Annotated in this window: 18 protein-coding genes; 5 read left to right on the forward strand and 13 right to left on the reverse strand. The window is 70.2% G+C overall.

The window, feature by feature from the left end:
- Positions 1-10 precede the first annotated feature (10 nt).
- Positions 11-3415, reverse strand: a complete 3405-nt coding sequence (locus MVF96_RS17385; protein ID WP_137810424.1) for an ATP-dependent helicase — start codon at positions 3413-3415, stop codon at positions 11-13.
- A complete protein-coding gene (locus tag MVF96_RS17390) occupies positions 3408-6845 on the reverse strand; it encodes an ATP-dependent helicase (protein WP_137810423.1) in 3438 nt (1145 codons plus the stop codon). The genes MVF96_RS17385 and MVF96_RS17390 overlap by 8 nt, the downstream gene beginning before the upstream one ends.
- A gap of 108 nt (positions 6846-6953) precedes the next feature.
- On the opposite strand from MVF96_RS17390, the gene MVF96_RS17395 reads away from it, so the two are divergent.
- Both MVF96_RS17395 and MVF96_RS17400 read left to right on the forward strand, forming a co-directional pair.
- Complete coding sequence (locus MVF96_RS17395; protein WP_137810422.1) at positions 6954-7730, forward strand: alpha/beta fold hydrolase; 777 nt, start codon at positions 6954-6956, stop codon at positions 7728-7730.
- A gap of 23 nt (positions 7731-7753) precedes the next feature.
- Entirely contained in the window at positions 7754-8056 is a 303-nt protein-coding gene (locus MVF96_RS17400; protein ID WP_137810421.1) for an MGMT family protein, read from the forward strand.
- Positions 8057-8143: 87 nt separating this feature from the next.
- Here the strand turns inward: MVF96_RS17400 and MVF96_RS17405 are convergent, their stop codons facing one another.
- From MVF96_RS17405 to MVF96_RS17440, 8 genes are all read right to left on the reverse strand, one after another.
- A complete protein-coding gene (locus tag MVF96_RS17405) occupies positions 8144-8887 on the reverse strand; it encodes a sirohydrochlorin chelatase (protein ID WP_137810420.1) in 744 nt (247 codons plus the stop codon).
- A 17-nt stretch (positions 8888-8904) separates the two neighbouring features.
- On the reverse strand, positions 8905-10089 hold the full coding sequence (locus tag MVF96_RS17410; protein ID WP_055475606.1) for a uroporphyrinogen-III synthase: 1185 nt from the start codon (positions 10087-10089) through the stop codon (positions 8905-8907).
- A gap of 5 nt (positions 10090-10094) precedes the next feature.
- A complete protein-coding gene (locus MVF96_RS17415; RefSeq protein WP_396266609.1) occupies positions 10095-10532 on the reverse strand; it encodes a nitrite reductase small subunit NirD in 438 nt (145 codons plus the stop codon).
- A complete protein-coding gene (nirB, locus tag MVF96_RS17420; RefSeq protein WP_165629755.1) occupies positions 10529-13117 on the reverse strand; it encodes a nitrite reductase large subunit NirB in 2589 nt (862 codons plus the stop codon). Before nirB ends, MVF96_RS17415 begins: the two co-directional genes overlap by 4 nt.
- Before the next feature lie 37 nt (positions 13118-13154).
- Entirely contained in the window at positions 13155-14660 is a 1506-nt protein-coding gene (locus MVF96_RS17425) for a nitrate/nitrite transporter (protein ID WP_055475545.1), read from the reverse strand.
- Between the two features lie 237 nt (positions 14661-14897).
- Entirely contained in the window at positions 14898-15752 is an 855-nt protein-coding gene (locus tag MVF96_RS17430; protein ID WP_055475607.1) for a TIGR02569 family protein, read from the reverse strand.
- Positions 15753-15837: 85 nt separating this feature from the next.
- Complete coding sequence (gene moeZ, locus MVF96_RS17435) at positions 15838-17046, reverse strand: adenylyltransferase/sulfurtransferase MoeZ (protein WP_247449845.1); 1209 nt, start codon at positions 17044-17046, stop codon at positions 15838-15840.
- Between the two features lie 58 nt (positions 17047-17104).
- Positions 17105-18148: a DUF3152 domain-containing protein gene (locus MVF96_RS17440; protein ID WP_055475547.1), complete on the reverse strand. Its 1044-nt coding sequence runs from the start codon at positions 18146-18148 to the stop codon at positions 17105-17107.
- A gap of 66 nt (positions 18149-18214) precedes the next feature.
- On the opposite strand from MVF96_RS17440, the gene MVF96_RS17445 reads away from it, so the two are divergent.
- A complete protein-coding gene (locus MVF96_RS17445) occupies positions 18215-18949 on the forward strand; it encodes an HTH-type transcriptional activator FasR (RefSeq protein ID WP_247449847.1) in 735 nt (244 codons plus the stop codon).
- 78 nt (positions 18950-19027) lie between these two features.
- Here MVF96_RS17445 and MVF96_RS17450 read toward each other — a convergent pair whose 3' ends face one another.
- Positions 19028-19258: a DUF3107 domain-containing protein gene (locus MVF96_RS17450; protein ID WP_247449849.1), complete on the reverse strand. Its 231-nt coding sequence runs from the start codon at positions 19256-19258 to the stop codon at positions 19028-19030.
- A gap of 125 nt (positions 19259-19383) precedes the next feature.
- A complete protein-coding gene (locus tag MVF96_RS17455) occupies positions 19384-20097 on the reverse strand; it encodes a ferritin-like fold-containing protein (protein WP_083207443.1) in 714 nt (237 codons plus the stop codon).
- Between the two features lie 286 nt (positions 20098-20383).
- Between MVF96_RS17455 and MVF96_RS17460 the strand changes: the two genes are divergently transcribed.
- Both MVF96_RS17460 and MVF96_RS17465 read left to right on the forward strand, forming a co-directional pair.
- Positions 20384-21994: a DEAD/DEAH box helicase gene (locus MVF96_RS17460; RefSeq protein WP_058252014.1), complete on the forward strand. Its 1611-nt coding sequence runs from the start codon at positions 20384-20386 to the stop codon at positions 21992-21994.
- A 16-nt stretch (positions 21995-22010) separates the two neighbouring features.
- Positions 22011-23285, forward strand: coding sequence for an Rv3212 family protein (locus tag MVF96_RS17465; protein ID WP_247449850.1), 1275 nt, complete (start codon positions 22011-22013; stop codon positions 23283-23285).
- A 31-nt stretch (positions 23286-23316) separates the two neighbouring features.
- On the opposite strand, the gene MVF96_RS17470 is transcribed toward MVF96_RS17465, so the two are convergent.
- Complete coding sequence (locus MVF96_RS17470; RefSeq protein WP_055475550.1) at positions 23317-24105, reverse strand: ParA family protein; 789 nt, start codon at positions 24103-24105, stop codon at positions 23317-23319.
- Positions 24106-24176: the final 71 nt, after the last annotated feature.

Raw genomic sequence — 24176 nt, forward strand, 5'->3', positions numbered from 1 at the left:
ACCGGCGCGCTCAGCGGGCCAGCTTCGCGGCGAGGGTCGCCTCGTCGGGCAGGTCGTCGGCCTCCAGGGTGTGCCCGTCGCGCACATAGTGGAACGCGGCGCGGACCTTGGTCGGCTCCACCCCGGCCAGCTGCGCCCACGCCAGGCGGTACGCGGCGAGCTGGATGAAGAGTGATTCCCGGCGGGCGGGTTCGGGGATCACACCGGTCTTCCAGTCCACGACCGTCCACGAACCGTCCTTCTCGGCGAAGACCGCGTCGATCCGTCCGCGCACGACGATCCCGCCGATGACGGTCTCGAAGGGCACCTCCACCTCGGTCGGGCTGCGATTCGCCCAGGGCGAGGAGAGGAACGCGGCCCGCAATTCCTCGAGATCGGCGTCGGGACTCGCGGTCGCGTCGGCGGCGCCGGGCAGTTCGTCGATGTCGAGGAGCCGTGTCGCCCCGAACCAGCGTTCCACCCAGGCGTGGAACGCGGTGCCGCGCCGGGCCATCGGGTTGGGCCGGAACGGGGTGGGCCGGCGGAGCCGACGAGCGAACTCGGCCTCGTCGGCGTCCAGTTCGACCAGCTGACTGACGGACAGATGGGTCGGCAACGACACCTCGACGAGCGCCTGGTTGGCCTGATGATGCTCGGCGAGCAGGGCCGACACCTCGGCCTCCCACGCCCCGATCTCGTCCGCGGGGTCGGCCGGTGGCGTTGCGGGGGTCTCGGCGTCGGCGGGGCCGGACTGGGCAGCAGGTGTGTCGAACAGCGCGGGCGCCGCGCGGCCGGCGATGGCGTCGGCGACCAGGTCGGCCGCCCGCTGTACCGAGTCGCGGCGGCCCGCGAGCGGATCACGCGGCCACGGCGCCGCGATCGCGCGTTCGGCCAACGGATTCGGGCTGTCCGGTTCGGGCGGTGGCGTCCGCACCGCGATCGACAGACCGGTCGAGTCGACGCTCGGGTCGGCGATCGCCTCATCGATGCCGGTCATCAACTCGTCGAAGAAATCCGAACCGCCGCGGGGTTTGTCGCCGGTCTCCGACCAGTGGTGCGCCGAGATCAGCAGGTCGTGCCGGGCGCGGGTGAGCGCCACATAGAGCAACCGGCGATCCTCCTCGAGTCGCCGTTCGCCGATCGCGGCCTTGTGGTCGGTCAGGGCGTCCTCGAGCTGCTTGCGGTCGGCCACGGTGTCGATCTTCAGGATCGGGAACCCCTCCGGCGCACCGTCGGCCGCCTCGGCCGGGATCGCCAGATCGCCGCGCAGGTCCGCCGGGAGTTCGCGCGCACTGCCCAACCATGTGGTGTCGGCCTTGGCGCTGGGGAAGATCCCCTTCGCCAGGTGCGGGATCGCGACGACATCCCATTCCAGGCCCTTGGCCGCATGCACGGTGAGGATCTGCACCCGCTGTTCGGCCACCTCGATGCGGCCCGGTTCGAGACCCTTCTCGATGGTCTCGGCAGCATCCAGGAAGGCGAGCAGTCCAGGCAGATTCGCTCCCGGACGATCAGCGTAATGACTGACGTAGTCGGCGAAGGCGTCGAGGTGTTCGCGTCCGGTGATCGCACCCCGCATGCGCCGCGCCCGGATCTGCGCCTCGACGCCGACCCCGATCGTGTTCTCCACGTCGGCGACGAGTTCGGGCAGCGGTTGTCCGATGCGCCGACGCAGTGACTCCAACTGCGCACCGAACGCCCGGATGCGGGCGTAACCCTCCGGGCTGTAGTCGGTGGGTTCGCCGGGGTCGACGACGGCGTCGGCGATGCCCGCCCGGTCGACGATCTCGGTGGGCAGCACCGCATCGAGTGCGGCGTCGAGCGCTTCCCTGCTGGTGACCACCCCGCCCGCCTCGGCGAAGCTCTCCGCCGCCAGGTTGGTGGCCCGACGCCAGAGCGCGGCGAGGTCCTTGGCGCCGAGCCGCCAGCGGGCCCCGGTGAGCAGACGCATGACCGCGGTCCCGGCCATCGGGTCGGCCATCACGCGCAGGGTCGCGACGATGTCCTCGATCTCCGGGACGTGCAGCAGCCCGCCGATGCCGACCACCTCGGTGGGGATGCCCCGACTCTCGAGCTCGGCGGCCAGCGGCGCCGAATCCTCGTTGCGGCGCACCAGGATCGCGGTGGTCGGCGGCGCGACGTCTGCGGCCTCGGCCGCCTGGTAGCGTTCCTCGATGGCGTCGGCGATCCAGTTCCGTTCGTCCAGAACCGTTTCGGTCAGGGCGATCGACGCCGTTCCGTCCGGGGCATCGGGACGCGGCCGGAGCACACTGACCGGGATACCGCGGCGTCGGAGCTCCGCGGAGATCTGATTCGCCAACCGCAAGCCCTGGGCCGAGTTGCGCCAGCTGGTGAGCAGTTCGAGGCGCCGGGCCGGGGTCCCGTCGGGTCGTGGGAAGTCGCGCGCGAACCGCGGCAGGTTGGCCGCCGAGGCGCCACGCCACCCGTAGATGGACTGGATGGGGTCGCCGACCGAGGTGACCGCGACCGGCGCGCGGCCGTGCCCGCCGAACAGGGTCGACAGCAACACCCGTTGCGAGTGGCCGGTGTCCTGGTACTCGTCGAGGAGAACCGCGCGGAAGGCGGTGCGCTCGGCGGTCACGACCTCGGAATTGGACACCACCAGCCGTGCCGCCAGCGACATCTGGCTGCCGAAGTCGAGCGCGGACTGGGCGCGCATCGTCTCGCCCAGCGCTATGACCATCGGGATCAGCTCGCGACGTTCGTCGATGACCTCCTGGACCTTCAGCAGCGCCTGGGTCGGTTTGTCACGCTGCTTGGGGCCCTTCGGGAGGGTGTCGACGAGTTCGTACAGCGTCGAACCCGCCTGCGCGAGGTCGGCGATGTCGACGAGGTGCTCGGACATCTCGCCGTACAGCTTGAGCACCGCCTCGGTGACACTCGCCGGCACCTTCTTGGTGTTCAGCTCGCCCGGCCACGCGGAGACGAGGGAGAACGCGAGCTGCCAGAGCTCGGTCTCGGTGAGCAGCGTCGACGACGGTTCCACCGGCAGCAGCAGCCCGTAGTCGGCGATCAACCGGCCGGCGTAGGCGTGATAGGTGCTCACCTCGGGGTCGGCGCCGCGCAGGCGGGCGGCCAACGCGCCGTCGGGATCCCAGTTCCGCAGCGCCGGCGACCCGGCAAGCATCGAGAGCCGACGCCGGATGCGGGCGCCGAGTTCGCTCGCGGCCTTGCGCGTGAAGGTGAGTCCGAGGATCTCGTCGGGGGCCACGAGCTGGTTGGCCACCAGCCACACCACGCGTGAGGCCATCGTCTCGGTCTTGCCGGCCCCGGCTCCGGCGACGACGAGCATCGGCTCCATGGGTGCCTCGATCACGGCCACCTGCTCGGGCGTGGGATCGGGCAGACCCAGCGCCGCGGCCAGCGACTTCGCCCCGACCATCGGCCGTTCGGTCCGATCCTGCAGGTCAGTCATCGGTGACCGCCTTCCCCGGGATCTGGGCCGGACAGCTGGTGGTGAGGTTGCAGTGCACACAGCCCGGGTTGGGCGTCGCGCTGTACGTCGGACCGATACTCGCCCGGGCCGCGCGACGCACCACCCCGATCCACTCGTCTAGCAACTCCGGCGTGAGCGGCGACTGAACACGCTCGGCCGCACCGGAATTGCGGTTCGCGGTCGACACGTAGACCAGTCGGGCGCCGCCCGGCGCGGCGTCGCCGAACTGGGGCACGCCGCCGTGCGCCAACGCCACCTGATAGGCCGCCATCTGCGCGTGCTCGTCGGCGTCGGCCTTGGTGATGGGGTTCTTCGAGGTCTTCACGTCGACGACGACCGGGCGGCCGGCGCCATCGGTCTCGAGGCGGTCGACACGCCCGCGCAGACGGACCGCGGGCTCGTCGGAATCCGGCCCCGACGCCGCGGGAATGGTTGCGTCGATCGGCAATTCGACGCCCACCTCCTCGAGATCGGCACGCGAGATGCGCAGCCACTCCCGGAAGTGCCCCAGCATGCCCTCGGCCCGTTCGAGTTCGCGAGCCGAGTACCAGCCCGCCCCGGTGTCGACCCGTTCCCAGATGCCGCGCAGCGCCGCCGTCACCTCAGCCGGGTCGAGCTGGCCTGCCACCGCCTGGACGAGCGTGTGCACGAGACTGCCGGTCAGCGCGGGGGTGCCGTCGCCGTCGCGGCCGCCGTTGCGTTCGAGCACCCACCGCAGCGAACAGCGGGTCAGTGCATCGACATTCGACGGTGAGAGCGTCAGCGCCCCCGACTCCGGCGTCCACAGCGGATCGTCGGTGCTGGGTGCGGCGAGCCCGAACCAGTCGCGCGGGTGCGCACCCGGGATGTCGGAGTCGGCGAGCTCGGCCAGCAGACGCGCCGCGGCCTTCGTCCGGGGTGCATCGGGTTCGTCGACGCCGGCGATCACCGCCGACCGAAGTGTCGCGACGAGGGACGGCAACGAGAGCACCCGGTCGACGCCTGGATCGAGCCGTACCTCGGCGCGGGCCGACTCGGCCGGATCGTCGTTGTCCCCCACCAGATCTGCGAGCTCGGTGATGAACCGCGACGGCGAGGCGTCCCCGCTGCCGTCCTCGACCGCGGTCACGAGCAGCCGGCTTCGCGCCCTGGTGCAGGCGACGAGGAAGAGCCGGCGCTCGTCGGCGAGTGCCGTCGCCCCACGGGCGACGGTGTCCACGGCGTCGGCGGCCATACCGTCGAGGAGGTCGACGAGTTGCCCGGTGGCGAGAACGCCACCCCGGCTGCGCAGCGACGGCCACAGTCCGTCCTGGACCCCGGCGACGGCGACGACCTCCCATTCCCGCCCCACCGCGGCGTGCGCGGACAGCACGGTCACCGACTCGGTTGCGGCGGTGGCTGTTCGGCTGTCGCGCGGGATCTGCAACTGGGACAGGTAGTGCACGAATCCGGCGGGCCCGGCCGCGGGCAGCGTGTCGGTGAAATCCGCGGCGGATTCGAACATCGCCATGACCGCGTCGAGGTCGCGGTCGGCCTGTTCACCGGCCGGGCCGCCGCGGACCGCCGATGCCGCCCACCGCCGCTCGAGTCCCGTGGCCTGCCACGCCGCCCACAGGGTCTCCTCGATCCCGCGGCGCGCGTCATGGACCCGCTGGGCCGCACCGACGACGTCCAGCACGCGGGCCAGCGGCGCCGCCTCGGTCTCGGTGAGCCGTCGGCGATAGCGCGCGCCGACCTCGGGGTCGAGGATGGCGCGGGTCAGCGACGTGAGCGAATCCGGTTGTCCTGCTGGGTCATCGGCATCGTCGAGACGCCGCACACCGCGTCGGAGACGGCGCATCGAGCCCGGGTCGGCCGCCCCGATCGGACCGGACAGCAACGTGAGCGTGTCCTCGGTGCTGAAGAGCTCGCTGGTGAACAGGTCGGTGGTCTCCGGGTCGGTGGTGTCGGGCAGGTCGGCATCTGCTCCCGCGGCCGCCCGCGCGGCGACGGCGCGCAGCACCAGCATCAGTCCGATGACGGCTCGTTGCCGATGCAGGGGCAGGTCGCTCGCGGGCGTCGTCAGGGGTACGCCCGCGGACCGGAAGGCGCGTCGGAGCGGCGGCAGGGCCAGTGACACCGACCGGACGACGACCGCCATCTGCGACCACGGGACCCCGTCGAACAGATGCGCACGCCGCAGGAGGTCGGCGATGGCGGTGGCCTCTTTCGCGGCAGACCCGTACACGCGCACCGCGGCCGCGCCTCCCCCATCGGCCGCGCCCGGGTCGGCGTCGGCCGAATCCGTCACCGGGTCGGGATACGGGTGCGGGCGAGCGCCGGGCAGCCGGGCGGCGATCGCGCGCCCGAGGCGGGACAGCTCGGGCCGGGCGCGGTGATCGTGTTCCAGCAGGATGTCGAGCGGGCTGCCCGGTTCGGCCAGCCCGTCCGCGAATCGCGGACTCGCACCCCGGAATCCGAACACGGACTGGTCGGTGTCGGCGGCGATGATCGTCGAGAGGGTTCCGGTGCCGACCAGCGTGATGAGCTGCGCCGCCTGCGGGTCGAGATGCTGCGCGTCATCGACCAGCAGATGCCGGATACGACGACGCTCGCCGCTCAGCAGGTCGGGATCGGTGGCGAAGGCCGACAGGGCCGACCCGATCAATTCGGCCGCGTCGACCGCGGGCGCCGAGGCCCCCGGGGTCTCGAGCCCGACCGCCCCGCGCAGCAGCATGTTCTGCTCGTACTGCGCGTAGGCCCGGGCGGCCGCGGCCCACTCCGGTCGTTTGTGCGTACGCCCCAGCGCGGCAAGCTCTTCCGGACCCACCCCGCGTTCGGCGGCGCGCATCATCAGGTCGCGCAACGCCTGGGCGAACCCGTCGGTGCCCAGCGCGGGCCGTAGGTGGGCAGGCCAGTACCCGGCGCCGTCCTCGATGTCACCGGCGAGCAGTTCACGCAGGACGACGTCCTGTTCGGACCCCGTGATGAGGCGCGGCGGCGGATTGTTGTGGGCCTGCGCCTGTAAGCGGAGGATCGCGAAGGCGTAGGAGTGCACGGTCCGCACCAGCGGCTCGCGCAGCGCACCGCCGAGCACCCGGCGACCGCTCGAGCCCGCGGACAGGACGCGCCGGGTGATCTCCTCCCGGAGCGCGACGGCGGCGCGTCGGCTCGACGCCAGGACGAGGACCGACTCCGGATCGGTGGCGGGGTCGAGCAGGCGGGCGACCGCGGCGTCGACGATCAGTGCGGTCTTCCCGCTCCCGGGGCCGCCGTGCACCCGCACCGGGCGCCACGCCTGCTCCTCGTCCGCCGGCCGACTCGTGGGCGGGTCGATCACCTGCGCCACGGACGGTGGCCAGTGCCGGGGCCGGTCCGTCGGGTCGGGGGCCGCGACGAGTCGCGCACGCAGCGCGCTCCGCGGGGTCTGGGCACCCGGTTTCCGACTCATGCATCCATCGAATCACGGCCCACCGACGGCCTCGTCGGCCGTGCCCGCGACCTGTGTCCCCGCGACCTGTGTCAGAGTCCGCCGCGCGGCGTACGGCAGGATGGACGGGTGACAGCTCTCAACACGCATGTCTTCGGCAGCGGTCCTGCGGTTCTCGCGATCCACGGACTCACCGGGCACGGCCGCCGCTGGGCAGCGCTGACCGATCACCTCCCCGGCGTGCGCCTCGTCGCGCCGGATCTGATCGGTCACGGCCGGTCCCCGTGGCGACCGCCATGGAGCATCGAGCACCAGGTGCGGGCGTTGTCCGCGGTGATCGACGAACACATCCCCGCCGATGAGCATCCGGTGGTCGTCGTGGGTCACTCGTTCGGTGGCGCGCTGGCGTTGCACCTGGCCAACCGCCGCCCGGATGCGGTGAAGGGGCTGGTGCTGCTCGACCCCGCGCAGGGCCTCGACCCCGAATTCGCGCTCGACGTGGCCACCGACAGTCTCGACAACTGGGACTACGCGGATGCCGACACCGCCCGCGCCGCGAAACGTGCGGAGGGCTGGGCCGCCGTTCCCGACCAGCTCATGGAGGCCGAACTCGCCGAACACCTCGTCCCCCGGCCGCGCGGCCGGGTCGGCTGGCGGGTGAGCGCACCCGCCGCAGCGGCGTCGTGGAGCGAGATGGCTAGGCCCGCAGTGCTTCCGCCGCCAGGTGTGCCCACCCACGTGGTGGTCGCCGACCAGGTCCAGCCCCCGTTCGTGCGGCCGGCCTTCCTCGATGCGTGCGCGAGCGAGCGCGGCGACGAGGTCACCGTCCACCATGCCGACTGCGGCCACATGGTGCCGTTCCTCGAGCCCGGGCTCGCGGCCGCGCTGGTCCGATCGCTGCTGTAGCGACGACATCTGTCGAGGCGACGATGGCAGCCATCACCGAGGAGCAGGTCGAACGGGTCCGTGCACTCGTGTCGGCCATTCCGGCCGGCCAGGTGAGCACCTACGGCGACCTGGCCGCCGCGGCCGGGTTGTCGAGCCCGCGGATCGTCGGCTGGATCATGCGGACCGATTCGGCCGACCTGCCCTGGCACCGTGTGGTGCCCGCCGGCGGCCGGCCGGCGCCGCATCTCGCGACTCGTCAGCTGGAACGGCTGCGGGCGGAGGGTGTTCCGGTCACCGACGGGCGAATCCGACTGCGCGAGTGCCGGTGGGACCCCGCCACGTGACCGACCCGCAAACCCACCTGTTCTCGGCATACCCACCCCCTTGGAGGGTGCTGAATATGCCGAAAAAGGGTGGGTTTGCGGGGCAGCTCAGACGTGGCGCGGGACCGGCACACGTCGGTACGGACTGATGGCCGCACGCATCCGCGTGACGATCAGGTCGACGATCCTGGGGTCCGGCCCCAGGGGTGCGGCGACCGCGTCCGCGCCGTAGGTGCTCAGGCGCTGATGGAACAGGCCCGGGGCGAGGAGGTGGCTGGCGATCACGACCCGCCGTCCCGTGCGCCGGGCCCGCTCGACCGCCTCGGGCACAGTGGGGGTCGCGGTCGTGATGAACCCGACCTCGACCCGTCCGCCGATCAGCGATTCCAGCTGCCGGGCGGCCAGATGAACCTGCCCGCAGGCACTCTCGTCCGATGACCCGGCGGCGGCGAGCACGACCGCGTCGCCCGGTTCCCAGCCCGCTTCGGCCAGCCGGAGTCGGGCGACCGAGGCGATGGCCGGATCGGGACCCAGCGCCCGGGTGACGACGGTGTCCGCCCGGCCGGCGGCCGCGACGTGTTCGGGCAGGTCCTTGCGGACGTGGTAGCCCGAGGCGAGGAACGCGGGCACCAGCACCGCCGGACGTTCCAGGTCGGCGATGACCTCGCTCGGCGTCGGTCCGAGGACGTCGACGAATGCGGTGCGGGTGAGCCCGATGCGGGCGCTGACGGCCTCGGCGATCTGGGCGATCACGTTGACCCCGTGCGGGTTGCGGGTCCCGTGCGCGACCAGGACGGGGCTGTACCCCTGCAACCGGTCACCGTGCGGAAGCCGTACATGGTTGTCGTGCATGTGTTCTCGCTTCCTTCTCACTCGTCTTCGGCGTCGTACTCGAGGTCGACCGCGAGCCGGTAACCACGCTTGACGACGGTCTGCACCATCTTCGAATCCCCGAGTGCGGCACGGAGTCGAGCAACGGCGACCTCGACCGCATGGGTGTCGGAGCTGTCACCGGGCAGACCGGCGAGCAACTCCTGCCGCGAGACCACGCGACCGGGGTTGCGGGCCAACAGTTTGAGCAGGAGCAGACTCGTCGCCGACATCTCACGGAGCTCACCGTCGACCACGACGGCCTGGCCGCGGATGGCGGTGTCGTGCCCGGCGACCCGCAGCAGGTGGCTCCGCCGCGGCAGTTCGTCGGTGATCAGGCGCGCGAGCGCGCCGAGACGGAACCGGCGCGGGTAGATCGTCGGGATCTGCAGCGCCTCCAGCGGACTGGCGGTCACCGAGCCCACGCACATGACCGGTACCGCGGTCCGCAGTGCGTGGATGAACTGCTGCAGCTTGCCGAGTTCTTTGGCACGGGTCAGGATCGACGCCGCCGCCGGGGCGCTGGTGAAGGTGATCGCGTCGAGATCGCCGCGGAGCACCGCGCCGATCATCTTGTCGATGCGCGCCACGTCGGGGTGCATATGCCAGCGGTACACCGGGATCGCAACCACCTCGGCACCGGCGGCGCGCAGCACCGTGCAGAAGTCCGGCAGCGGTTCCCACTCGCTGGTGGCACCGTGCAACTGCACCGCGATCCGGACGCCGTCGACGCCCTCTTCCAGCAGCCGGTCGAGGACCTCCGAGGAGGACTCGCTCTCCGGCGACCACTCCTCGCGCAGCCCCGCCGCCCGGATCGCGCCCTTGGCCTTCGGGCCGCGTGCGATCAGCCGGCTATCGGACAGCGCCCGTAGGACGGCCTCGGCGTTGCCCCACCCGTCGGCGGCCTCGACCCACCCGCGGAAGCCGATACCGGTCGTGGCGACCATCACCTCGGGCGGGTGGGCGATGAGTTCCTCGGTCACCCGCTCGAGTTCGGTGTCGTCGACCAGCGGCAGGATGCGGATGGTCGGGGCCTGCATCACCTCGGCACCGCGTCGTTCCAGCAGTACCGCGAACTCCTCGGCGCGACGCGCGGCGGTGATCCCGATCGTGAAACCGGCGAGCGGCAACGGGTCGGGGTCCGGTGAGGTTGCGCCGGCAGGGTCTGCACCGGCGGGGGTCATGGTGTTCACGCCGGGAAGAACACCTCGACGATGCGGTTGACCACCCGCACACCGTAGCTGGGGACCGACACCGTCTCGTCGTCCAGGCAGATCCCGGTGCGCAGCGCGAAGACCTGTTTACCCAGCGGCGAGGCGACGGTGGGTTCGCCCCCGCGGTCGCCGGTGAGTCCCCGGGAGAGGACCGCGGCGCGACCGAACGGATCGATGTTGCCGATCGCGTACAGGCGGGAGCGCCCGGGCGCCGCCTCGCGATCGGACTCGGCGGCGGGCAGACGGAACAGCGCGGCCTGCACACCCTCGGGACCCAGCACGGCGACGCCGCGACCGACGATCAGATCGTCGATCGAACACGCGCGCACCCAGCTCCCCTCACACTCCGTGGCGGCGCCGGTGGGCGTCGTCTCTGCGGACATGGTGTCGGCCTCCCCTGGCGCGATGGTCATGTGGGCACTCCTTCTCTCACCGGTCGCTCGCTCACTCCATCGGGGCCCGACGGAGCGGTCGCACCCGGACGGACCGCCGGCATGTCGAGCAGCACCGGCGCCTTGCGCTCGTACTCGGAGAACCGGATCGTCGGGTCGACGACATCGGGCGCATTCACGAACGAGACGAACCGCTTCAGCTTGTCCTCGTCCGCGAGCACCGCGGCCCACTCGTCCTGGTAACCGCCGACGTGGCGGGCCATCGCCTCCTCGAGTTCGGCGGCGAGCCCCAGGCTGTCCTCACACACCACGTCCTTCAGATGGTCGAGACCACCTTCGAGCGACTCCAGCCACGGCGCCGTGCGCTGCAGTCGATCGGCGGTTCGGATGTAGAACATGAGGTACCGATCAATGTAGGCGACGAGGGTCTCGTCATCCACTCCGCTGGCGAGCAGCACCGCATGCTTCGGGCTCTGGCCGCCGTTGCCGCCGACGTAGAGGTTCCAGCCGTGCTCGGTGGCGATGACGCCGACGTCCTTGCCCCTCGCCTCGGCGCACTCGCGGGCACATCCCGAGACCCCGAACTTGATCTTGTGGGGTGAGCGCAGTCCGCGGTACCGCTTCTCCAGGAGCACGGCCATGCCGACCGAGTCCTGCACGCCGTACCGGCACCACGTCGAACCGACGCAACTCTTCACCGTCCGCAGGCTCTTGCCGTACGCCTGCCCCGACTCCATCCCGGCGTCGACGAGGCGCCGCCAGATCTCGGGCAACTGATCGACGCGCGCACCGAACAGGTCGATCCGCTGCCCACCGGTCACCTTGGTGTACAGCCCGAAGTCGCGCGCGATCTCACCGATCACGATCAGCTGCTCGGGCGTGACCTCGCCACCGGGCATCCGCGGCACGACCGAGTACGAGCCGTTCTTCTGCATGTTCGCCAGGAAGTGGTCGTTGGTGTCCTGCAGCGCGGCCTGCTCGCCCTCGAGGATGTGGTCGCTGGAGGTCGACGCGAGGATCGACGCGACCGTCGGCTTGCAGATCTCGCAACCCTGCCCGCTGCCGTACCGGTCGACGAGTTCGGAGAACGTGCGGATACCGGTCACCGCGACGATCTCGAACAGCTCGGCGCGCGACTGGGTGAAGTGGTCGCACAGCGACTTGCTCAGTTCGACCCCGGACGCGGCGAGCAGCTGCTTGATGCTGGGCAGGCAGCCACCGCAGGTGGTGCCGGCCGAGGTGCAGCCCTTGACCGCGGCGATGTCGCACGCGCCGTCGGCGATCGCCGAGCAGATGGCACCCTTCGAGACGCCGTTGCACGAGCAGATCTCCGCGTCGTCGGGCAGTGCGTCCATACCCACCGCAGCGCCGCCCTCGGGTGCGATGAGGGCCGCCGGGTCGCCCGGGATCTCCCGGCCGACCATCGGCTTGAGCATCGCGTAGGCCGATGCGTCGCCGACCAGGATTCCGCCGAGCAGCGTCTTCGCGTCGTCGCTGACGACGATCTTCGCGTACCGGCCGGCGACCGCGTCGTGGTAGGTGATCTCCAGCGCGTTCTCGGTGGTGCCGAACGCGTCGCCGAAGCTGGCCACGTCGACGCCGAGGAGCTTCAACTTCGTGGACAGGTCGGCACCGGGGAACTCCGACGTCCCGCCGAGCAGACGGTCGGCGACCACCTCGGCGGTCGAGTAACCGGGGGCGACGAGGCCGTAGCAGCGGCCTTCGACGGCGGCGACCTCGCCGATGGCGTAGACGTTCTCGTCGTCGGTTCCACAACCGGCGTCGACGAGCACGCCGCCGCGCTCGCCGACGGCCAGTCCCGCGTCCCGAGCGAGCTGATCGCGCGGTCGGACGCCGGCGGAGAACACCACGAGCGAGGCGTCGATCGTCGACTCGTCGGACAGCGTGACCCGCAGGCCGCCGTCCTCGGCGTCGGCGATCTCCGACGTCCCGACCCCGGTGTGGACCTCGAGTCCGAGCTCGGTCACCAGGTTCTTCAGGATCGCGCCGCCACCCTCGTCGACCTGCATCGGCATCAGACGCGGGGCGAACTCCACCACGTGCGGGGTCATCCCCATGAGCTTGAGTGCGTTGGCGGCCTCGAGTCCGAGCAGGCCGCCGCCGACGACCACACCCGTCGCACCCGGACCGGCGGCCTCGGCCGCGGCCCGGATGTCGTCGAGGTCGTCGAGGGTGCGGTAGACGAAGCACCGGTCGTTGTCGTGGCCGGGAACCGGCGGGACGAAAGCGTAGGAACCGGTGGCCAGAACGACTGCGTCGTAGTCGATCTCGCGACCGCTCGAGGTGACGACCCGGCGGGCGTCTCGATCGATGCCGGTGACGGTCTCGCCCAGATGCGTGACGACCCGATCGTCCCCGGCGTACGTGTTCCCCTCGAGTGCGAGAGAATCCCGAAGCCAGGCACCGACATACGAGGACAGCCCCACCCGGTCGTAGGCCGGGTCGATCTCCTCGCTGACGATCTCGATACGCCACAGGTCGGTCGCGTCACGCTCGCGGAGCGCCTGGACGAAGCGGTGACCGACCATGCCATGGCCCACCACCACAACTGTCTTGGTTGTGCGCGTTGCGGTTTCGCTGTTCACTGCTCTTTGCTCCCTTGCCTCGCCGGTCCCGTGAGGATCAGGCCAGCGCTTCCTTGGTTGCCTGCTTGTCGGTGCCCTCGGCGGCAGCACCGGTCGATGCGGTCCCGTCGACAGTCGGTGCCGTTTCGTCATGGGCACCGGTGACCGCGAGATCGGTGGTCTCCGCGATGACGATCGGGCGCCGGGCGTAGAACCACCAGGTCACGACCGCTGCCAGGACGTAGAAGAGCATGAACACCCAGAAGGCCATCGTCGCCGACTTGTTGGACTGGTAGCTGGCGCGCAGCACCAGGTTGATACCCACACCGCCGAGACCGCCTGCGGCACCGGCGATCCCGATGAGCGCGCCGGACATGCTCCGCGACCACTTCGTCTTCCCGAGCGAATTCAGTCCGCTCTGCGCCTGCGCCTTGTGCTCCCAGATGGTCGGGATGATCTTGTAGACCGACCCGTTGGCCAGGCCCGAGAGCAGGAACAGCAGGATGAAGCCGATGATGAAGGCCGTCAACGTGGCGCCGGTGATCGTCTTGCCGTTGTTGTCGGCGATCGTGCCGGCGACCACGAGGATCGCCGCGGAGAAGACCATCGCGATGAAGGTGTACAGCGTCACCTTGCCGCCGCCGACGCGATCGGCCAGTTTTCCGCCGTAAGGACGGATGACCGACCCCAGCAGCGGACCGATCCAGACGATCTGCGCTGCTGCCAGCGCCGGCTTCGCGACTCCGGCCTCGGTGAAGCTGATGTTGAGGACCTGGCCGAACGCGAACCCGAAGCCGATGAAGGAACCGAACGTACCGATGTAGAGCAGGCAGATCAGCCACGTGTCGCGGTACTTGAGGCAGTCGAGCATCGCCCGGCCGCTGGCCGTCTGGTGGTCCAGGTTGTCCATGTAGAGGGCGGCACCGATACCGGCGACGGCCAGGGCGACCAGGTAGATGGCGCACACGATCTCGGGTTGGTCGGCGGCGAGCCAGATGACCAGCAGACCGATGACCTGCACGACCGGCACGCCGATGTTGCCGCCGCCGGCGTTGAGTCCGAGCGCCCAGCCCTTCAGCCGTTGCGGGTAGAACGCGTTGATGTTGGTCATCGACGACGCGAAGTTGCCGCCACCGAAACCGGTGATGGCCGCGACGGCGAGGAACCAGCCGAACCCGAACTCGCCCGGGTTCATCATCAGCATCATCGTCAGCCCGGTCGGGATGAGCAGCACGACGGCGGAGAAGATCGCCCAGTTGCGGCCGCCGAACTTGGCGGTGGCCTGCGTGTACGGGATACGCAGGCAAGAACCGACCAGCGTCGCGGTGGCGGCGATGACGAACTTCTGGTCCATGCTGATGCCGTACTCAGGGCCCATGAACAGGGCCATCACCGAGAACAGGGACCAGATCGAGAATCCGACATGCTCACAGATGACCGACCAGATCAGATTGCGCTTGGCGATCGCGGCATTGCCGTTGTCCCAGGCGACCCGGTCCTCCGGGTCCCAGTCGGTGATCGTGTGGTCCCGTGTCAGTTGTGCTCTGAGATCTGCGAATGCCAAGGCTCCGCCTCCGATGGTTGCTGGTCTACGTGGTGTCACTGCCGTGCACAGGGCTGCGTGCAGTGGTGGCTGTCGTGGAAGACGCCGACACCGGTGTCGTGCGACTCGAGACCAAGTGTGGAGGGGGCGTGTTGCGCGGATTTTCCGCGAGGTGACCGCATCGTCACGTTGTCCTCACTCCGTCACACGGGCGTTGTGAGAACCCTGTCAGCGGTCAGTCAGGGCTGTGAGCTGCGGTTATACGAGTAAACGTACATGTTCGACGACTCGCTGCAACCCGGGCAGTGCGCCCGAGGTCGACCGCGGGTGCAGCGCGTGGACGGCCAACCGGAACATCGTCGCCCGCAGCATCATCTGCGGCCACTCGGGCTGATCCGACCATCGCTGGATGAGTTCGGTGTCGGCACCACCCCACGCCAGGGCGTCGACCACCGCGACCGCCGCCGCCCACGGGGCGGGCCGCCAGTACGGGACGATGTCGGTGATCCCCGGGGCCGCGGCACCGGCGAACAGCACCGTGCCGAAGAGGTCACCGTGCACGACCTGAGACGGCAGGTCCACCGGCTTACGAAGCTTCGCAAGGGTTTTCAGCATGTCGACGCTCTGCACACCGTCGGGTGCGGTCGGCTCGGCCATACCGGCGGCCCGGGCCGAGCGCAGCGGGACGTCCTCCCAGGCGGCACGATCGGCCGCGGTGAACACGTCGACGTCGGTGTGCGGCGGAGCAGGCGGCTGCAGCAGGAACCGGGGCCGTTCGAGCGAGGCGGTCGCCTCGTGCAGCCGGTCGGCGACCAGGACGACCTCGTCGTGCCGCGGTTCGGGCGTCCCGGCGATGTAGGTGTCGGCCCGCCAGCCCGACACCACATACCGGCCGTCGGTGGCGCGGAACGGACGCGCGATGCGCATCCCCTCCACGAACAGGGATTCGCGCACCGACGCCGACCACGCGGCGCGCGCGTGGTCGGGAACCAGTGAGAGCACGACTTCGCCGACACGCCACCCGCCGACCCACGATTCCCCCATCGCGATGGGCGGGTGGGCGGTGAGCCCGAACGTGTTCAACACGTGTCCGGGCGGCTCGACGGTGTTCACGTCGGCCAGATTACCGAGCGCGGTAGTCCGTTTCCGGAAGGCACGCGGCAACCACCCGCACCGACGTGCGGATCGATGACCGGGCTCAGTAGACCGGCAACGTCTTGTCGACCTGGTTCGCCCACGCGGTCACGCCGCCCTGCAGGTGCGTGGCGTCGGCGAAACCGGCTCGCTTCAGCGCAGCGAGCGCCTCGGCGGACCGGATGCCGGTCTTGCAGTAGAGCACGGTGGGCCGGTCCTGCGGCACCTTGGCGAGACCCTCGCCGGAGAGGATGTCGCCCTTCGGGACGAGGGTCGCGCCGTCGATGCGGACGATGTCCCATTCGACGGGCTCCCGGACGTCGATGATCGCCAGCTTCTCGCCCGCGTCGATCTTCTGCTTGAGTTCGACGGCGGTCAGCGTCGACCCCGCGGCGGCGTCGGACGCCTCCGAGGAGACGACACCGCAGAAGTCGTCGTAGTCGATGAGACCGGCGATCCGCTCACCCTCCGGATCCTTGCGGATCTTGATGGTCCGGTAGGTCATGTCGAGGGCGTCGTACACCATGAGACGACCGAGGAGGGGCTCGCCGATCCCACAGATCAGCTTGATGGCCTCGGTGCCCATGATCGATCCGATCGAGGCGCAGAGGATGCCGAGTACACCGCCTTCGGCGCAGGACGGCACCATCCCGGGCGGCGGTGCCTGCGGGTAGAGGTCGCGGTAGTTGAGACCGCGGCCGTCGGGGGCGTCCTCCCAGAAGACCGATGCCTGACCCTCGAAGCGGTAGATCGACCCCCACACGTAGGGCTTGTGCGCGAGGACCGCGGCGTCGTTGACCAGGTACCGGGTCGCGAAGTTGTCGGTGCCGTCGAGGATGAGGTCGTACTGCGAGAACAGTTCGATCGCACCCTCGGGCTCGAGCCGCTGGTCATGCAGGTTGACGGTGACGAAGGGGTTGATCTCCAGGATGGAGTCCCGCGCGCTCTCGGCCTTGGGCCGGCCGATGTCGGACTGGCCGTGGATGACCTGGCGCTGCAGGTTGGATTCGTCGACGATGTCGAACTCGACGATGCCGATCGTCCCGACGCCCGCCGCAGCGAGGTACAGCAGTGTCGGCGAACCCAGTCCGCCGGCGCCGATCACCAGCACCTTGGCGTTCTTCAGACGCTTCTGACCGTCCATCCCCACGTCCGGGATGATCAGGTGACGGCTGTAGCGGGCCACCTCTTCGTTGCTCAGTTCCGCGGCCGGTTCCACCAGCGGCGGCAGCGACCCTGTGGGCGACCCTTGCGATGACACGAACGCCTCCATTGTTCGGGCTGACTACGTACCCCCGGCACAACGGATGAGTCCGCGGCGGCATTCCCGGTCAGCGGGTGGGGAACGGCCAGGGATTGGGACGGCACACGAAGGTCCGGTTGGCCTTCATCTGTGGGTCGAGAGCCATGATCTCGGAGTTCGCGACGCCGAAGGACTGCTGCATCATGATCGGCGCGAGCGCGCCGTCCTCGCGGCACGCCTCGTGCGCCTCGTAGCCGATGCCGTGACCGACCTCGTGGTTGATGAGGTACTGCCGGTAGGCGACGTCGTCACCCTGATAGGACAGCGCACCGCGCACCCATCGGGCCTCATTCAGCGTGACCCGCGCCTGCGGCGGGTAATAGCACGAGGTCTCCAGGCGGATCTGGTAGCCGCACAACTCGCGGGTGGTGCCGGTCGAGGTGAGCGAGATGCGGAGGTCGGGTTCGCCGCGATCGACACGGCGGAAGGACACGCGGCCGTCGCCGATCCAGCTGCGCGGGTTGGCCAGCGTCGTGTCCACCATCTTCGCGAAGGTCGGGTCACCGCCGTAGTCCTGCGGGTTGAGGCCGTTCTCCACCTCCACCGTGTAGGTGTACACCTGCCCGCCGGTGCCGACGGGCGGACCGCCGCCGCGCAGGACCCGGAACGTCTTGCGGGCCCGGTCGGTGAACGGGCCGCCCTGGGGCAGCGTCCCGGCGGGCAGCGCGGCCGCCTGGATGTCGCCGGTGGGGGCACCGATCGGGCGGGTCTCCTTGCTGATGTCGGTGTTGCGCGCGGCGGAGTCGGGGCTGGCGGCCGCCGCCGGCTCGAGCGCATCGGTCCGGCCGTCCCGGATGGTGACGACGATCAGCGCGATCGTCAGGATCGTGAGCACCGGGATCGCATAGGCACGCCACCCATAGGTCGAGACGAACCGCCCGAGCGCCGACTGCTTCTTGTATTCCGGCTGGGCATCGCGGTCGACGCGGGGACGTCCGCTGTCGTCGGTCGGGTCCCAGCGCGCTCGTAGCGGCTGGTCCGGTCTGGGGCGTCCCGACGATCTCGGGCCGACATCCTTGGCACGCACCCGGCCACGCTCGGACCCGGGGCCACCGTCCTCTGTGCGGCTCACCGGTCAACTTTCTCACAGCAGACCACCGATACTGCGCAGGAAGCTCCGCCGAGTACTCTCTTGGGCATGTCGACCGCAACCAACGCGTCCGCCGTGCCCGGCCGCAGCACTCGCCTGCCGCGCAGCGCACGACGTATGCAGTTGCTCGACGCGGCCAGTGAGATCTTCGTCGAACGCGGCTACCACGCGGCCGGCATGGATGAGATCGCGGTGCACGCGGGAGTGAGCAAACCCGTTCTGTATCAACACTTCCCGTCGAAGCTCGACCTCTACATCGCGGTCGTGGACAGCCACGCCGAGAAGCTGGTCAGCGACGTCAACACCGCCCTGCGGACGACCACCGACAACCGCAAGCGCGTCCGTGCCGCGGTCCAGGCCTTCTTCGACTTCATCGACCAGGACAACTCGGGCTACCGGTTGATCTTCTCCTCCGACGCCTCCGATCCCGCCGTCATCCGCCGGGTGGAAGGCGCGACCGAGGCGTGCGTCGACGCCGTGTACGGCCTGGTCATGCACGATTCCGGTCTCGATCCGTACCGTTCGCGGATGCTCGCGTCGGGGCTCGTCGGCGCCAGCCAGGTGAACGCCCGCTACTGGCTCGAGGCCAAGCGCCCGGTCGACAAGCAGACCGCCGTGGACACCACGGTCGCCCTCCTCTGGGGCGGCCTGTCGCACTTCCCGCGACAGACGGCGTCGGCTGACGCGCAGCCGGTTGTCGAGCCGAGTGTGGCCGACGCGCAGCCGGATGCGACCGGCGCCGGGAGCGAGCCGAGCGGGCCGACTGTCAACGGCACCGCCTGAACCACTTGCGGCACGAGAAGGGGCCTGCACGCCATCCGGCGTACAGGCCCCTTCTCGTCGATCTGGTTGTGCGGCCGGTCAGGAACCGAATCCGACGCGGCGGTTCTCCGACGCGCCCACCTCGACATAGGCGATCTTGGTGACCGGGATGAGGTAGCGGGCGCCCTTGTCGTCCACGAGGGACAACAGCTGCTGCTCGCCACCCAGTGCCGCCTCGACCTCGGCGAAGGCCTTGTCGCTGGTCAGGGTCGACGCGATGGTCAGCTCCCGCGGGCTGTCGGTGATGCCGATCTTCACTTCCACGGCCATGTGCCGCCCTCCTCGGTGTCTGTCAACGCTTGCCGCACAAGGCTAGTGCAGCCGGGGTACGGCGGGACAGCCACTCCGCTCAGAGCGAAACACCGTCGGCCGAGACCGCCGTGGTCAGGTCCGGGTCAGGCGAGGCCGAGGTCGGCCATCCGCTCGGCGTGTTTGCCGGCGACGACGTCGAAGAACCCGGCGACGCCGGTCAGCGAACTGGCCCCGGCGAAGAGCAGATCGGTGACCTCTTCCTCGGCGGCGAGAACCCACTGCGCATGGGTGATGGCCTCGCCGAGTAGCCGGCGGCCCCACAGCACCAGGGCCGATTTGATCGACGGGTCGGCCTCGACGGCCGCCCGGACCTGGTCACGGGCGAACTGGGAGTTGGCGGTTTCCGACATCACCTCGGCCATCACGGCCTGCGAGTCCGGCGGCAGCATGTCGGAGAGCTCGGCGTAGAAGTCGGCCGCGAGTCCGTCGCCGACATACGCCTTGACCAGCGCCTCGTACCAGGTCTTCGGCGTCGTCGCGCGGTGATACTGATCGAACACCGAACGGTAGCGCTCGACGGCTTCCGCGGCGCCGAGGCCGGTCATCGCCTCCACCCGCTCGGCGAGCCGGTCGAAGTGGCCGACCTCGGAGGCCGCCATCCGGGCGATCGCGATGCGGCTGGGCACATCCGGCGCCATCGCCGACTCCTCGATGAGCCGGTGGAACGCGGCGAACTCGCCGGCGAGCAGCACGGCGAACAGCTTCCCGATCGCCGAATCCCGCATCTCGGCCGACGCCACCGAGGTGGACGTCGCAGGTGACGGGGTCGACTCGGACGGGTCGGATGCAGGCGCCATGAGGTGATGGTAGCGGGCCGCCGCGGGGCACCAAGTACACTCGACGGCGGTGCACTCCGACGGGACCCCCGTCGCTTGCCCGCTGAGCTGCGCGTCGAGCGCGTGCTCGCCGGCGCGAGCGTGTGGATGTGACGACGGCGTTGCTCGCCGAACTGCGAGTTCCTCGCGATACCCGGTCACATCCCCGGTGCCACTACGACATATGCGCGTGCACTTTCGAGCCTTCTCCGTGCGCGCACCGAAACACATCGCGCGCAGACCGGCCCAGAAAGGCACACAACCGCACATGAGCGATTCCGCCGTGCAGACGACCATCGTCGACGACACCCACACCGCCCCCACCTTCGCCGAGCTCGGCGTCGACGACCGTATCGTCTCGGCCCTCGCCGCAGACGGCAAGACCCACACCTTCGCGATCCAGGAACTGACCCTGCCGCTGGCGCTCGAAGGCCACGACCTCATCGGCCAGGCCCGCACCGGCATGGGCAAGACCTTCGGTTTCGGCATCCCGCTGCTGCACCGGCTCGCCCATGCCGAGGAGTCCGGGGTCCGTCCGCTGGACACCACGCCCCGCGCGCTGATCATCGTGCCCACGCGCGAGCTGTGCGTGCAGGTGACCGGCGATCTCCAGGTGGCGGCGCCGTCGCTCGAGGTCACCCTGGCCGATGGCACGAAGCGTCCCCTGAAGGTCACTTCGATCTATGGTGGCCGTCCGTACGAGTCGCAGATCGCCGAGCTGCAGTCCGGCGTCGACGTCGTGGTCGGCACCCCGGGCCGGCTCCTCGACCTCGCCCAGCAGGGCCACCTCGTCCTCGGCAAGGTGTCGATCCTGGTCCTCGACGAGGCCGACGAGATGCTCGACCTCGGCTTCCTGCCCGACATCGAGCGCATCATGTCCGCATTGCCGACGCCTCGTCAGACGATGCTGTTCTCGGCGACCATGCCCGGTCCGATCGTCACCCTGGCCCGCACGTTCCTGAACCGGCCGACCCACATCCGGGCCGAGAACGCCAACGACTCCGCGGTCCACGACCGCACCAAGCAGTACGCCTACCGGGCGCACGCGCTGGACAAGGCCGAGCTCGTCGCCCGCATCCTGCAGGCCGAGGGTCGCGGCGCCACGATGATCTTCACCCGCACCAAGCGCACCGCGCAGAAGGTCGCCGACGATCTCGCCGAGCGCGGCTTCAAGGTCGGCGCGGTCCACGGCGATCTCGGCCAGGTCGCCCGCGAGAAGGCGCTCAAGCGGTTCCGCGACGGCACCATCGACGTGCTGGTCGCCACCGACGTGGCCGCCCGCGGCATCGACATCGACGACGTCACCCATGTCATCAACTACCAGTGCCCCGAAGACGACAAGACCTACGTGCACCGCATCGGCCGTACCGGTCGCGCCGGGCGCACGGGCATCGCGGTGACCCTCGTCGACTGGGATGAGCTGCACCGCTGGGAGCTCATCGACAAGGCGCTGAATCTCGGTATCCCCGATCCGCCGGAGACCTACTCGACGTCGGAACACCTCCGGTCGGACCTGTCGATCGACGAGTCGAAGACGGGGCGGATCGCCGCCGCCAAGCCGCCGCGCGACCCCGACGAGACGCGGGAGACGCGCGCGGACCGCGAGCCGCGCAAGCGCTCGACCCGCACTCGCCGTCGCACCCGGGGCGGGCAGACGGACGCCAATGGGACGTCCACCGAATCGGCCGCCGAGACCACGACAAGCGAGACCACGACGACCGAGTCCGGCGCCGACGCCGGAACGCCTGCCGCTGACGGCACCGCGAAGCCGCGCCGCCGTCGTCGCCGTCGAGGTGGCGCCAACCGCAAGCCCGCCGGCGAGCAGACCGCCGCGTCCGACGCCGGCGCGTCGGAGTCCACGGCAGCTGTCGCCGACTGACCACCGGCTGACCCGCGTGGCACGAGTCAGGCCCGAACGGCGCCGCCCGATCGATCTCGCGGTCACCGCGGCCATCGTGGTCGTCGTCGCGGCCCTGTGCGTCACCGCCTGGGCCCTCAGCCCGGTTCGCCACACCGCGAGCGTGCCGGCCGCGGCCGAACCCGCCGCGGTGCAGCCGGCACAGTCCGTGTCCGCGAGTTTCGTCGCGCGCTGGCGGGCCGACTCCGACGCCACCCGCGCCCCGGCGATCGGCACCTCCGCCGTCGTCACCGGGAACGGCGGACGGGTGGTCGGGCACGACCCGGCCACCGGTCGCGAACTCTGGTCGTACAGCCGCGATCTCGACCTGTGTGCGGTCGGCACCGCCTGGACCGGGAGCGCCGATCTGGCGCTGGCCGTGTACCGCAACAGCCGCGGCTGCTCGGAGGTGACCGCGCTCGATGCGGGCACCGGCAGCCGGAAGGGCGCCCGCACCAGCGACGCCGACCCGGAGGTCCGGCTCGCGACCGACTCGGGGTACGTCGTCGCGCAGGGCCCCCGCCGGATGGAGACCTGGGGTTCCAATCTCGTTCGCGGAATCGAATACGGCCGGGTCGAGGCGCCGGTCCGACCGGAGGACGCGCCCGATCGCGTCGACTGCGAGCTGTTCTCGTCGGTGGTGTCGGGAGATCGCGTGGCCGTCGTCGAACGCTGCGCCGACGACCCCGGGTATCGGCTCACGGTCCTCGGCGCGGTACTCGGCGACGACGAGAAGGTCGAACAGTACGGGTCGACCCTCATCACCGGCGACGTGAGCGGACCGCCGCCCGTGGTCATCGCGATGTCGTCGTCGGGGATCGCCGTGTACGACGGTGGCGCCGCACCGGCCGAACCGCCCACGTTCGACGCCGAGAGCGGGCCGGCGATCCGCCGGTTCGACACCGACGCGAACGCGGCGGGGACCAACACCGTCGCCGGCGACTCGACGCCACCCGCCGGCAGCGCCCCGATCTCCTCCGACGGGATCGTCACCTACTGGACCGGGAAGGCGACCGTCGTCCTGAATGCCCAGACGCTGAATCCGATCTACCAGGTCCCCGGCACATTGGGACCCGGCCAGATGATGGCGGGACAGCTCCTGCTGCCGAGTACCACCGGGATCAGCGTCCGCGACGTCGCGACCGGCCGGGAGGTCCGGTCCATCCCGCTCGCCCGGAGCGAACCGGCCGCGCCCGTGGTGAGTCTGCGTGTCCTCGGCGACATCGTCGTCGAACAGCACGGACCCCGGATCGAGGCCTTCGGCCCGGGCTGACCCCCACGGCCCCCGACCGCAGACCCGACTGTCAGACCTCGAAGGTGCCGACCTCGGCGCCCGCCTCCCAGTGCTTCCACAGATTCTCGGCGAGCGCGCGATATGCCGTCGCGCCCTTGTTCTTTCGGCCCCGCATGACCGACGTCCCGGAGGCGGAGGCCTCGGCGAAACGCACTGTGCGCGGGATGGGCGGGTCGAGCACCGGCAGGTCGTACCGATCGGCGACGTCGGCGAGAACGTCGCGGCTGTGCGTGGTCCGGGCGTCGAAGAGGGTGGCCACCGCACCCAGCATCGTGAGGTTCGGGTTGGTGATCTGCTGGACCTCCCGGACGGTGCGCAACAACTGTCCGACGCCGCGATGGGCGAGCGTCTCGCACTGCAGCGGCACGATCACCTCGTCGGCCGCGGTGAGACCGTTCAGCGTGAGGACGCCGAGCGACGGCGGGCAGTCGACGATCACGACGTCGAAGTCCTCGCTCACCTCCGCGAGTGCACGCTTGAGGGCATACTCCCGCCCCGGGCGCATCAACAGCAGCGCCTCGGCGCCGGCCAGGTCGATGGTCGCCGGCAGCAAGGTGACCTTGTCCTCGGTGTCGAGCAGGACATCGGCGATCTCCTCGTCACCGAGCAACACGTCGTGGACCGAGGAGGTGAGCTGATCGGGATCGTGCCCGAGCGAGAAGGTGAGACACCCTTGCGGGTCGAGATCGACGACGAGGACCGAGACGTCGAGATCGGCGAGGGCGGCACCGAGGGACTCCACCGTGGTGGTCTTGGCGACCCCACCCTTCTGATTGGCAATCGCGAGGATGCGCGTCATGCGCCCTACTGTACGACCGCCCGGGCGTGGATCGTCGGATGAGAGTCCACCTCGGCTGCGCGGCGTACCCG

The organism is Gordonia hongkongensis, assembly GCF_023078355.1.
Lineage (GTDB): Bacteria > Actinomycetota > Actinomycetes > Mycobacteriales > Mycobacteriaceae > Gordonia > Gordonia hongkongensis.